Below are 13,065 nucleotides of genomic sequence, written 5' to 3'. Positions count from 1 at the left end.
CCTTCTGCATGGCCAGCGGCAGCAGCATGTCGCGGGAGAGTGGACGCCGTCTGGTCCTGGTCATCGTCTGTGTCGCCGACTCATCCGTTACTTCGTCAGGCGAACCACATACAGCCCCGTCCGGTTCGGAATGCCGGCGACGCTGTAATTCGGGCTGACGGTGAACAGCGCTCCCGGAATTGTTGGAGAATAGGTCACGCCCGCAGCCGTAACGGTCGCCAGTTCGAGTGCAGGAGTGCCCGTCACAGGCTGCGTTGTCGAGAAATTGAACGTCAGCATCCGGCTGTCCATCTGCGTGATATCGCCAGCGCCGCCTTCCGTGATTTCGTAGGCGAAGGGCGTCGTGACGCCAGCGGGGACCGGGTCAGGTTTGCCCAGGCAGAGCGTCAAGGCGCGCGTGACGCCACCCGTGGGGGCCTTAAATTTCAGGGTTGCGATATTGTCATTGGAGACCATCGTCATCGCCGTGCCCGCAGCGGTACCCAGGGCGATATCGAGGCGACTGTAGTTGACCGGACAGTTGAACGTGGTCGATTGCGGCGATGAGGCCGCATCAGGCGCAGAGGCCGCACCTGGGGAGGATGCGCCCGCTGAGGCCGACGAATCCGCCCCTGACGCTCCGCCACCGCCGCCGCTGCCTCCACCACACGCGGCCAGCAGCACGGCGGCGCCAATCAGACCCATTGAAGATTTTCGGCTCATCAACATTGTTAGCTCCTTATGGTCAGTGAATCGCACATCAGAATTGTCCCGTCACCTGAAAGCCCAGCGTCACGCTCGGCGCGGGGAAGCCGCGCGGCGCGTAGACCGGCGTGCCGGCGAACACGTCATAGCTGAACGCGCCCAGGCGCGAGGGTACGGAACCCTTGAAGCCGAGGACCGCGCCCGCGAGCTGCGTCCCGGCAAGAAACGCCGTAGATGGTCCCCAAAGGCGGCCGTAGTCGAGGCCCGCATAAAGCAGCTGGCCCGTCTGGCCAATCGGATACTGGAGTTCGTTGCGCCAGTAGAAGCCCTTCTCCGCGGCCAGCATCGTTTCACCGCTGAAGCCGCGAACCGTGTAGCGGCTGCCGATGGTCAGGTCATCGATATAGTTCAGTTCGTCGTTGGTGAACTGCCCGTGCAGCGTACCCACATAGCGCAGAGTCTTACCGGCCACAGCGAACGGAACCGAGAGATTGGCGTCGAGCGTCGCCATGTGGAAATAGTACGTAGGCCCACTCGCTGTATTCGGCATCGCCCCGAGCCAGCCGATACCCTGGCGATAGGCCAGCGTGCCGTCGAACTGCGCCGCGCCGAAGTAATGGCGATTGGTCAGCCCCGCCTCGATGAACGTGTTGTCGCGCTTCTGCTGTGGGATTTCGACGTCATCGATGAAGCTCGCGCCAAAGCGCTTGATTAGCTGAAACTCGACGCCCGAAACATCGTTCTGGCTACGACGAATGACGCGCTCCAGCTTCAGACCCGCTGTCTGCGCGTTTCCGCTCGAAACGAACGTCTGGTTGACCCCGGCAATCTGCTGGTAGTACGTGTTCGTGTAGCCGAACATCGTGCCTGTCCAGTAGCCCCACGGCACCGCATACGAGGCATTCCAGCCGTGTGTACCGAGGTCGTGGTTGCCGAACTGCAAATCCTGGTTGTAGCCGCCCGAAAGCACGTCGTTGATGCCCAGGAGGTTATAGAGCGCGAGCGACACGTTGCCGATGTAACGGCCCGTCGCGTCGGTGCCCGAGTTATCCGCCGAGACGACGAGCGACCATGGCTTCGTGCGCTTGACCGTAACCACGACATCACTCTGGCCGGGCTCGGTACCGGGCACAATCTCCATGGAGGCGTCCTGGTTCGGGACGCGCTTCATCTGCTCCAGCCCCTGCTCAAGGTCGCGCAACTGGAGGATGTCGCCGTCGCGAGCCGGAAAGGCAGTTTTCAGCGTGCCCCGCGTACCGGCGTCGGCAAACTTCAGGTTGCGGATCACGCCCGGTATGAGCGTGAATTTCATCGCCCCTTTCGAGAGGTCCTGGGTCGGCACCAGCACACGCGTCGTGATGTAGCCGTGGCTCAGGATGACGCCTTGCAGGCCCTTCGCCAGCATATCGACGCCCTGTTTGCCGACGCATTGCCCCTCGTAGTGCCGCAGCCAGTCATGCAGGAATGCGAATGGATCGAGCGGCAACGCCGATGCACCCTTTACACGAACTACCTCAGGCAGCGTATCGGGTACCTCGACCGTGAACGAATCGATACGAAAGCACGGCGTCTCGACGGGCAGCACGGGGTGCTCCCCGACGACAGGGGCAGTCGAGCGTACAACGGGCGCGGCGACAGTCGCCGCACGCTGCTGTGCGTCGCGACGCTGCTTAACCTGCTGTTGCTGTTCGGCGTTGGTGCGGGCCGCAGCATCGGGGGCAGTTTGCGCAAACACATCAAATGAAATCAGGCATGCTAACGAGACGACCGTCAGCTTCAAGCGGTGGTGCATTCTTTGTTCTCGTTTTCTTGTTGTCCGTCCTACAGTCCGGGCTTGGGCGCAATATGGCCAGGAATCCAGACCCATTCCGTACCGCTCCATTTCCAGAAACCCATAACCCAAAATCCATTGGAGAGAGGTGGTAGCACGGGCTGCATCTCAGGTTTTGGCGGCGGCATGGGCGGCGCACCGGGCGGCACGTTCTGGCATGCCGCCAGCAGCGCGAACGCTGACAGCGCATATAAATTACGCATCGCTCTATAGCCTATTCTTAAAATAGTCAATCGACGCAACAATACAAAAGGCGATCGTCAGCAGGGCTCCATTCACAACGATGTACTTGGCATCCTGCCATTCCCACTGATGATGGCCGCCATGCGACCATGTAATCACGAAAATTGCCCATACCTTTACGGCAGCGGCGCCAGCAAACGACAAAGCAAGTACCTTGATGCCCGCTGATGCTAGTTCGATTGTCTGCACTGACGCACTGTCCCCGCGTTGTACTCGAAACGCATGCTGTAGGTAAAAATTCCCCGAGCGGGAAAACCCCCCTTCTTAGTCGATATAGTTGCAAGCACACCCAATCGACAAGCTTGCCAGACATCGCCAGCAGCGTTTACTTGAGACCATCCTCGTTCGTACAAAGCCGAGCGATATTTCTTGAAAAGATCGTCGCTCCATGAATCGGCACTAATGTCTCGCATCACGAATGCGGCGCTACTCCTATTTAGATCGTTTCTTAATACGAAATTCGCGCCGTTCGAGAGCATGTAGCTCATGTCGGCTTCCATGAAAGCAAATTTCGATGAAACGTCCGTTGGAATGTTCGGGAAAACATTCCTGAATAGTAAGCACACGAAGATGGCTATAACTACGACGCCAATCAGGGGCTTCAGTCTACTCATAGACTTTTCCTCAATCGCGCTACGACGACTATACGCCGACACTTCCATGTCATCAAAGGATGGAATAGCTATCGCAGCGTCAATTGCATATCCGTCCAGCTATAACGATCCTTTAAACGATAGCTGCATAGCCACCCCAATACATGCCGCCCCGACCCAAGAACCGAGAAAATAAATCAAAGATTTATATAGATTCGAACGTGCATCCCTACCTTCATTGTTCAAATATGCGTCGGAAAAGAGTGACTTTCCTTTGAACATTCTGGCGTCGAATACTGTTTTCCCCGGCTGCGGACTGTTCACCATTTTCAGAAAGAAGTAACCGCATGCGAATAGCGCCGCCGCGGCCACCGCGCACAGTGTGGCCAAGATACCTACCCCGATACTAACGAGAAGCCGGGGTGTAGTTGCGCTCGTTGCGAGGAACGTCGCATCGCGAAAAAGCGAAATGGTCACCAGCATTGCCAGAATCACAGCACCACCGACCGCTGCGGCTTTCATACTTACTTTCATTGTGGGATCACCTTCATTTGCAGAGTGCTTGGGTAAAGCCACTCCTAGCGTTACTAATTCCAAATGTGCATGTTGTCATATTAGTGACGGACGTTGTCCCGCCTGCGACTGAGGGAACCCCCTTGATTCCTATTCCGTACGAAGCGCCAGTAGCCTGACCGTTACTATAAGTTACGGAACCACCAACGCCAGCGTCGGCAAACGTCACGGCGGCGTTCACATTGGAGGCGACTCCGCGAAGATCAGCAGCGCTGCCCTTATTAAAGCCAACCGAGCCACCTAAGGACGGGTCGAATCCGTATCCAGTCCCGTATGTAGCATACAAACCGGCGTCGAATGGCGTCTTTCCTGAGCCTGGAGTAGCGTAAACGCCAACGCCTGCGGACCCACCGTAACCGATTACGATCGTACCGCCAACGCCAACGGTATAGGTCACAGTCGGCAACCCAGGTTGCAAGGCTGCGGTAGCAGCTTGTGAGGCACGTTGATCGGCTTGCGCGTCGGAGGCGCTATAGTGGAAGAGCGAGGCCCCCGAGGTTTGATGCACCATACCACCATAGGTCCCAGCAGAAGCGAACGTACCGCTGTAGTTTTGCAGATGCGCTTGTTCGCTCGTATAACCCGCGCCCTCAGCCTGCAAAGCAGAATATTTCGCATAGTCTGCTGTTCCGGGCGCATACTGGGCTGCGCACTGAACGAGTGCGCAAGCAGCAGCTTCAAGTCGATGCTGTTCGGTTGGGTCACCATTAGCCAGGTTCTTGATGACCTGCTTTTCGCTCTGATCAAGCTGCCGGTTGTAAACCTCGTTGTTCGAGGCTGAACCCGCACCAGCCAGCGCGCCCGACGAACCACCGCCAGCCAGTGCGCCGCCAGCTGCACCGCCCGCCGCGGCGACAACCTCATTGAGCGCATTGCGCAACGCTGCCTGATTTTCGGGCGGCACCTGCGAAACGGCCTGGTCGATAATCGGCTGCGCCAGCGACTGCAACGCATCACCACCGAGCGAACCGCCCACCGCGCCCGCGATATTGCCGCCCGACAGCGCCGCACCAATTGCTGCGACCGCTGCATGCATTGCATCGCGTGCGACGCCGCCCTCGGCGAATGCCGGGTTGCTATTTTCAAGCTGGTCCGCAATCTGCCCCGCTGCGTAGGTTGCAGTCTTGCCAAACGCCTGAGCAAACGCGAGGTTGTTCTGAACCTGTTGCAGGTTAAACGTGTTCTGTACGGTCTGGTTTGCATTGGCCGTGTCACGCGACAAACCCGCCGTGCTGTCCGAACCGCTCTGCTGGTCGGACTTCACCGTAATCGTGCCCGGGCTCACCGCTGCATGCGTCGTACCACTTGCGCTGTCGCTAGTCTGCGCAAAGCTCGGCCCACCCGAGAGCGAGAACCCTTGCGTCGAGCCGGAATACGACATCGTATTCTGAACGTCGGTAAAGCCAAGGCTTCCCGTCGTCAGGCTGTTGTTTGCTGCCGGAGCCGCGCTCGCAATCTCGGCGCCGTTAAGCTGCGTATGACCCGCCACGTTCACATCGAAGCCGCCCGTGCCCGCCACGATGCCCGTCTGCTGGTTCACGGATGCGTAGTTGCTATCGATGCCGGTATGGCTGACCGAGGCATCTACGCTGCTGCCATAGCCATAGGTCAACGTGCCGCTGATACCGCTGCTATGCTGGTTGGCCCCGTAAGTAGACGAATCCTGAAGGCTCGTCATCATCAGGTCGCCACCGACATCCACGTTGGCTGTGTTACCTGACACCTGCGCGCCCGCAAGCGTCGTGTCACCACCGGATTTCATCGTCAGCGTATTGCCCGCTGCGATGGTCGTGTTGTCCTGCGTCACGCTGCATCCATTGCCCTGGCCGTGCGAGTTCTGCGCGCTGGCAAAGACGCTGATTCCGGTGCTCTTGCCTACGCCGATTCCGACACCCGCATTCCAGCCGCTCGAACTGTTCGAACTGGTGTCCTGTTCGGTGCTCTGTGCGCTTTGCAGCGTAATCGCATTGTTCGCAGCCAGCGTAACGTTTTTCCCCGTCACGGTTGCCCCGGTCATGGTGATGTCACCCGTGCCCGCCTGCGCGTTGCCGTTTGCGTCCGGTGCGCCGGTCGCCGTCACGGTCACGTTGCCGTTACCGATAATCGAGGATCCCTTCGCGGTGGTAATCGACGTGCTGGAATTGCTGCTGCTGTGGCTCGACCCGACGCTGATCTGCAACTGGACGCCTTGGGTCGCCGCACTGGCGTCGCCGTTCGCCAGGCCGCTTGCCGCATTGCCGATAGCACCGCGATTCTGGTAAGCCATTTCGGCCGCCGCCACACCCTGTACCGCTGTGAGGCGCGAATCACCTGACTGGACACCCTGGCGCACGGTGGATGCCATCTGCTGCTCGAGGCTCACGAGGCCGCCGCCCAGGCCCACACTCAGGCCCGACTGGCTGGTCTGCTGCGTCTGGTTGTCCTTATAGGTGTCGTAGGCAGCGTTGACGGCGACATTCTGGGCGGTCAGCGCCACATCACCGCCCGCTACGACCTCGCTACCGGGAATGCCAACATTGTGTCCTGCCGTAATCGAAACGTTGCCGGTCGATGAGCCGATTACGCTGGCGTTATTCGTCACGGACGATTGCTGGTCGGTGGTTGCGGTTTGCCTGCTGCCAATCGTGACGCTCAGGCCGCTTGTCCCCAGGCCCGAATCCTTCTTCTGGTAGCTGCTCGACGACTTCATGGTGTCCTGCGACGTGGTGATATTCACGTCGTGCGCAGCGCTCAATGCCACGTTATTCGTGCCGACGATAGCGCTGCCTGCGACGTTGATATCCTTGCCGCTGGAGATTGCCACGCTATCCGCAGATATCAGGCTGCCCTGTGAGATCGTCGTCGTCGTATCGCTCGAACTCGAAACCTCCTTGCCGCTCACCACATTGCTGAGACTGTGCTGCTCCTGTGAATTGTCGACATGCGTTTCGGTGGCTGCGCCGATGTTGACATTGTTCGTTGCCGCAAGTGTCGCGGTCCCCTGGGCGAGGCTGATCGTGCTACCGGTGACGTTGATGTCGTTGCCGGAGGCCACGACAAGCGAGTTCCCGGCCTTAAGCGTCGTCGCAGTCAATGTATCGTCGGAAGTATGCTGCGACGCTGAATAGCTGCCGTGATGATCGCTACCCGCACTGCTGCTATCGACGGTGGAGGTTGTGGTGGCTGCCTGGAGCGTCACATCGCCCTTCGCCGCGACGATACCGCCACCGCCCAGGTTGATGTTCGCACCGGTCGCAGTCAGGTTGCCGCCGACGCCAATCTGCGACACGCCACCCACGTTCACGGAACTGCCGGTCGCGCTATTAATGTTCGTGTCCGACACGCCGTTCGCGCCATGAACCACCTTCTGCTCGCCGGTCTGCACCGTGCCGATGTCGTAGTTGCCGCCAACGGCCATGCCGAGGTTCCCGCCCACGTTCAGGTTGGCCCCGTTCTGCTCGAAGTTGCCGCCCGTCACGATTGCGGCATCGCCCTTGACATTGAGGTTTGCAATGGGGCCGAGCGTGGTCGTGGTTCGCGTGGCACCCGTTGCGCTGACCTGTTTCACCGTGTTCGTTGCCGTGTTCAGCAGCAGATTGCCGCCTGCGCTCAGCGCCAGGCTTCCGGCGTTCACCGTCGCGGAGGTGAAATTCACGTCGCCCGTTGTCGTCAGCGACATGAGGCCACCGCTTTGCAGCGTGCCGAACGCGTTGACGATCGACTTGCCGTTGATCGTCAACGAATTGCTGGCCTGCATCGTGCCACTATTCGTGAAGGTCTGCGCGTTCTGGAGGTCGATGTCGGTCGCTGTGATGAGCGGCCCGTTCATGTTCTGCTGGCTGGCCTGCGCGAGATAGACGACCGGCACGAGCACCGATTGTCCGTCAACCATCTCGGTCTGCATGATGACGACGTTGGTCGTCAGGGCCGCAACTTGCGCGGGAGACAGTGCCATGCCCAGCGGAAGGTTCAGGGATTCGGAAAGCGATGCGCCCGCTGCCATCAGCGACTCATACATCGACTGCGTATCGGTGTAGGGGCCAAGCACGGCCTTGCCGGTCAGCGACGTGATCTGGTTCTGCACGAGCTGCTGCTCGTAGAGACCATCGCCCAGGCGCTTCTCCACCGTCTGCGGATTCAGGCCAAGCTGCTGGAGATAGTAGTCGCTTGAAATGAATGATTTCGCGCTCGTAAAGGCAGGGTTCGACTCGATCAGATACGGCGCGTTCGGTGCCGTATCGCGACTGAACAGGCCGCCCTGGGGAACCGACAGGTTGCTCAGGACGCTCACCGCCGTCGCGTGTGCGATGACCGGATCGACCTGGGTCGCGTTGCCCTGGACAGATGCCGCGCCGCTCTTTGTGCCGTTCGCACTGCCGCTCACCGAACCGACATTGACGCCCGAGATCGACTGACCGTTGACCAGGCCGAGCGACGGAATTCCAGCGTTACCGGCGGTATTGTTGATGCTTACGCCGTTACCGGAAATCGTGCCGCCCGCACCCCAGGTGGATTCGTAGTCGGGCAGACCGTAGAGCTTGACATCCGCCGGGGCCACCTGGTAGCCGCCCGGATTGGAGGTGACGAATGTCGCATTGCCGAACGGCAACTGCCAGTTATGTTCCGAGTTGTCGTAGTTGTCGTAGTGGTACTGGCCCGAGTAGGTCATCTGCACGCCCGGTGCAAGCTGTCCGGCCCAGCTATTCGCGTCGAGGGAGGCCGGCATCGCAATGTTGCCCACGGCAGCCACCGCGCTCCAGTAGTTCTGGAACAGGCCCACATTCGACAGGTCCAGGTTGCCACCCGACATGATCTGCGCCTTCGGGCTGATGGCGGTAATCAGGTTACCGAGCGCCACGCCCGTATAGGTCGTGTACTGGTACGTACTGTTCCACTGGCCGCCGTGCGGCGGATCGATCGGCATGCCGCCTGGCCCGGCCTGCAATGCGGCGATGACGGCGGGATCGTAGTTGGAAGCATTCGGATCGAACTGGACGCCCATGACCTGCGGATTGCCAGGACCGCATGCGGCCATGTACGCTGCCGTACACCCCGACAGGCTGATACCAAGCTGCTCGATGATCGACGGATCGACTGCTTCGATGTAGGCCCCGTCGGTCGTCATCACGCGGCGCGTGTTCGTGACCTGATTCGAGTACATCGCCATGTCAGCCGAGGACTGGATGAGCGCCGATACGTTGTCGATCAGGTTCGCGTTGGTGTAATTGCCGTTCGCGTCCTTGCCGCCCGCGAGCACGACCCGGCCAAGACCGAAAATCGCGGTGGTCGCCTGCGTGTCGGTGGCCGTGGTGTCGTCGCGGTTCTCGATGTCGGGCGCGAGCAGCTCAAGCAGGCCGTTACTGTCGGTGGCGCCAATGAGCGCGGTCGGACCCACGTTCGAAATACGGGTGGTCGCGTTCAGCGATACGCTGCTGCCCACAATCGCGCCCGAGTTTTCGAGCGTGTTCGAGTGCGTTGAAAGGGTACCGCCCGCCATCATGGCGCCGCTGTTGTTGATGTCGTTCGCGTTGACATTCAGGTTATCGACCGCCTGGAGGGTGGCGGAATTGCTGAATGTGCCCGGCAGTGTGAAGGTGAGGTCGTGACCGGCCGTGAACTGCATGGCCGACGTCGGCGCGAAGTCACCCTGCAGGTTTGCCGTCACGTCATTCGCTGCGCTGTATGCGCCTCCACCCGTGAGCGTTGCGGCACTGATCAGCAGGTCATGATCGGCACCGATCTGGCCGTTGGTATTCGACACAGCCCCTGTGGCCGTAATATCGACATCGCCACCCGAACCGGTAAAGGTGCCAATCTTGCCCGCAGTGTCATCGAGCGTGCCCGTCTGGATCGAGACGGCCGCGCCGGCCACCTGGCCGTTCTGCGTGTTCGAGATGGACGACGCGTTGAGCTTCACGGCCCCGTTACCCGCAATGAGCCCGTTACTGTTGACGATCTGGCTGCCGCCCTGCACGGTGGTATCGCCCGTACCGAGGTTGCCGATAAGACCATTTGTGGAATCAATCGACGTGGCCTGAACACCGAGTGTGCTGGTGTCACCGGACGAACCCGTGCCGGACTGGATTTGCCCGTTCACGTTCGTCAGCGCACCGCCGCTCGCGAGGTCAATCGAGGACAGCGATCGCACAACGCCCTGGTTGTTGTTCACGTTCCCCGCAACGGTTGCCGAGATGCCCCCCTGTGCCGCGAGCGCTCCGGCCTGATTGTTGACGCTGCCAGCCTTGACCTGAAGCTGCCCCGCCGTGAGGACCTGGCCGCCCGCATTCGAGAAGGAGCCCGAGCCATTGCCCGGATCAATCGTGAGCGTGCCAGTACCCGCGTGCGTGATCGTGCCGCCATTGTCGTTGATGAGAGTGGCAGGGGCGAGCGTGAGGTCCGTACTGTTGGTCTGGATGACACCATTCGCGGAATTGTCCAGCGTATCGCTGACATCGAGTGCCATCGGTGATGCGCCAAACTGCGTAATCGTTCCGCCGTGGTTAAGCAGATCCGTCGCTGACAACGCAAGCTGATTGGCCTGCGTTTCGCCGCCACTGTTATCGAACGTGCCACCGGTCGTGATCGACAGGTTCGGTGCCACAAAAACGCCGCCGCTGTTTGTGACTGAGCCAGCATGGATCGTTTCGTTCGCACCCGCGCCAGCCTGGCCGCCATTGTTGTTCAGTGTGCCGCTTGTGAGGCTCAGGTCCGCATTCGACAGCAGTTTGCCGTTTGTGTTGTTGAGCGCGCCGCCCACCGTGGCAGTGAGACCGTTCTGGCCGACAACCTGGCCCTGGGTGTTGTTGAACGCGCCTGCCTGGGCAACCACTTCGCCGTTGCCCTGAATCTTGCCATTGACGTTCGACAGCGTGCCCGCGCCATTACCCGCGTCGAGCGTCAGGGTGCCTGTCCCTGCATGCGTGATTGTGCCGCCATCGTTTTCAATTGCAGCGGAGGCGAGCGTGAGGTCGGTACTGTTGGTCTGAAGCGTGCCGCCTGCCGAATTGTCGAGCGTATTGCCGACATTCACGCTCATCGGCCCCGAACCGCTCTGCGTGATCGTGCCTGCGTGATTGACAAGGTTCGTTGCGTTGAGGGAGAGTTGCGCGGCCTGGGTGACGCCCCCACTGTTATCCAGCGTCCTCGCGCTCAGGCGCGCGGCCTGGCCCGCAACAATGGCACCGCCGTTGTCGGTGAGCTGCGCTCCGGCGTTGATCGTTGCATTATTCTGCGCCTGAAGCGTGCCCGCATCGTTATTCAGGGACTGCGCATCAACCTGGAGGTTTGTTTGTGCGCTGACCGCGCCGTGGTTGACAATGCTCCCGCCCTGCAACGTCACGGCACCGTTGCCGCCGATTACGCCACCCTGCGCGCCGCCAGCCGTGGTCCCCGCTGCGTTCAGAAGCTGCCCGGTTGTGGTGACCGACAGCCCGTCGCTGGAGAGGGAGGTGATGCGGCCCGCCGTATTGTCCAGTGACGCGCCCGCGACCGATACGCCCGCAGCACCCTGCATGACCCCCGCGTTATTCGCAATGGCACCGCCGCTGCTAACCTGCATTGCGCCCTGCGAGACAAACTGGCCGCCCTGGTTCGCCATCTGTCCCGAGGTCTGCGCGACGAACGCACCCTGAGAAGACATCTCACCCTGGTGGTTCGAGATGCTGCCCGTATCAAGCATGATGCCGCCGCCAGCACTCAGGGAGCCCGAGTCGTTGACCAGTGCGCCGGTCGCCTGTGCGTTCACGGCGCCGCCAGCGCTAGTGGTCGCGCCAGCAAGGTTCACGTCCCCGGCATAGGCCGCCAGCGACAGGTTGCCGTTCGCGGCTGTCTCGCTGCCCGCAAGATTCACGCCGCCGCCCGTAAGCGTCGCATTGCCGCCCGCCAGGTTCAGCCCGGTGGCGTCAAGCTGTCCCGACGCGGAAAGCAGCAGGTCACCGCTGTTGCCCACCGCGCCGTCGCCATTCACACCCGCACCGAGTGTGCCAGTCGATGCGATATTGCCAGCGGTAATCGACGTGCTTTGTTGTGCAGCAAGGGTCCCGCTGTTCGAAACGGTTCCCGCCGTGCTAATGGCGGTATTGCCCTGCGCGTAGATGGTGCCCGTATTCGCGACGCCCGTCGCACTGATTCCGACATTGCCGCTCGCATTGACCTTGCCGGACTGCACAAGCTGACCTGCGCTCGTGAGGATGAGGTCGCCCGCCTGCGCCGCGATGGTGCCCGCATTCGCGACACCCACACCGTTCTCCGTGCCAACCAGAATGATGCGGCCACTGTACATACCACCCAGTTGCGATACGTCGATGGCGACGCCGGGTGCGGGTCCGCTACCCGCGACAGGCGTGGGAACGAGGCTCGTGTAATCGATGTTGTTGGCGCCCGTCACGACATGAAGTGTATTGTCGCCGTATATGGCCGCATTCACTTCGAGGGCTCGGGACAACAAATCGACCTCATCGATATTCGAGGCGTTCAGGCCCGCGCCCTGGACAGTAATCAGGCCGCCCGTTACACTGAAGCCCGTCAGATTTCCGCTGCCATCGATAAGCGGATTACCAGTCGTTAAAATTCCACGTGCGCTATTGATAAAGCCGCCGCCATCGACCACGATCCCGGAACCGTTCGAAATCACGACATCGGCTTTTCTCCCGGCGACCTCGACGTAACCTCTCAACTGGGATGGATTATTGCTGTTAACCTGGTTGACGATAATCTTCGCTGCGTCATTCGGGCGAAAATTCGGATTCCCCGATATTTTCCCGGCGAGTTGCGTTCCTGTAATAACAGGCGAATTATTGAGAATTGTTCCGTTTTTCTGGACGTCGAATTGGGAATATGTGTTAAGTGACACACCAGCCGCGGAGGGCTTGGTAACGTTCACTTGCGGGAGCCCGTTTGCCGTAGTGATTACGTCTGGCGCGTGCGCGCCGGACGGCACAATCTGCGCTTCCGAGAGCTCTGGCGCGAGACCAAAGAGAACGAGCGCAGCAAACGCTGCATGACGCATTGAAAAGAGCGTAAAGGACTGAAGCGCGCACGCCGGGCCGGTTTCTCCATGACAGGTGCTGCTGTTTCCCGTCGCTGTTTCTGAAACTGCGACCAGCATGCCCCGCACCTTGCTGAAGACAAGCCGATAACAACGGTCATTCATTTTTATTAACC

The 13,065-nt window shown here is 60.3% G+C and carries 6 protein-coding genes; all 6 read right to left on the bottom strand.

All coding sequences use genetic code 11. The annotated features are described in order from the left end of the window. Nucleotides 1–87: 87 nt before the first annotated feature. On the bottom strand, nucleotides 88–708 hold the full coding sequence (locus M3A49_RS28410) for a hypothetical protein (protein WP_266231992.1): 621 nt from the start codon (nucleotides 706–708) through the stop codon (nucleotides 88–90). 31 nt (nucleotides 709–739) lie between these two features. Next, nucleotides 740–2,476, bottom strand: coding sequence for a ShlB/FhaC/HecB family hemolysin secretion/activation protein (locus M3A49_RS28405; RefSeq protein WP_266231990.1), 1,737 nt, complete (start codon nucleotides 2,474–2,476; stop codon nucleotides 740–742). A 29-nt stretch (nucleotides 2,477–2,505) separates the two neighbouring features. Beyond that, entirely contained in the window at nucleotides 2,506–2,718 is a 213-nt protein-coding gene (gene bcpO / locus M3A49_RS28400; protein WP_266231989.1) for a CDI system lipoprotein BcpO, read from the bottom strand. 4 nt (nucleotides 2,719–2,722) lie between these two features. Further along, nucleotides 2,723–2,947, bottom strand: coding sequence for a hypothetical protein (locus M3A49_RS28395; RefSeq protein ID WP_266231988.1), 225 nt, complete (start codon nucleotides 2,945–2,947; stop codon nucleotides 2,723–2,725). A gap of 524 nt (nucleotides 2,948–3,471) precedes the next feature. Then, on the bottom strand, nucleotides 3,472–3,873 hold the full coding sequence (locus M3A49_RS28390) for a hypothetical protein (RefSeq protein WP_266231987.1): 402 nt from the start codon (nucleotides 3,871–3,873) through the stop codon (nucleotides 3,472–3,474). Nucleotides 3,874–3,898: 25 nt separating this feature from the next. Then, nucleotides 3,899–13,054 (bottom strand): hemagglutinin repeat-containing protein, encoded by a 9,156-nt coding sequence (locus M3A49_RS28385; RefSeq protein ID WP_266232106.1) that lies wholly within the window; start codon nucleotides 13,052–13,054, stop codon nucleotides 3,899–3,901. Between the last annotated feature and the right edge of the window lie 11 nt (nucleotides 13,055–13,065).

The sequence above is a fragment of the Paraburkholderia sp. CNPSo 3076 genome, assembly GCF_026343935.1.
Taxonomy (GTDB): domain Bacteria; phylum Pseudomonadota; class Gammaproteobacteria; order Burkholderiales; family Burkholderiaceae; genus Paraburkholderia; species Paraburkholderia nodosa.
Note: the sequence above shows the minus strand (reverse complement) of the source record. Positions and strands in the feature narration are given on the sequence as shown.

Bases quoted from the DNA above. Each gene is read 5' to 3' on its own strand.
- M3A49_RS28410 (WP_266231992.1), bottom strand. From the start codon at position 708: ATGTTGATGAGCCGAAAATCTTCAATGGGTCTGATTGGCGCCGCCGTG.
- M3A49_RS28405 (WP_266231990.1), bottom strand. From the start codon at position 2,476: ATGCACCACCGCTTGAAGCTGACGGTCGTCTCGTTAGCATGCCTGATT.
- bcpO (WP_266231989.1), bottom strand. From the start codon at position 2,718: ATGCGTAATTTATATGCGCTGTCAGCGTTCGCGCTGCTGGCGGCATGC.
- M3A49_RS28390 (WP_266231987.1), bottom strand. From the start codon at position 3,873: ATGAAAGCCGCAGCGGTCGGTGGTGCTGTGATTCTGGCAATGCTGGTG.
- M3A49_RS28385 (WP_266232106.1), bottom strand. From the start codon at position 13,054: ATGAATGACCGTTGTTATCGGCTTGTCTTCAGCAAGGTGCGGGGCATG.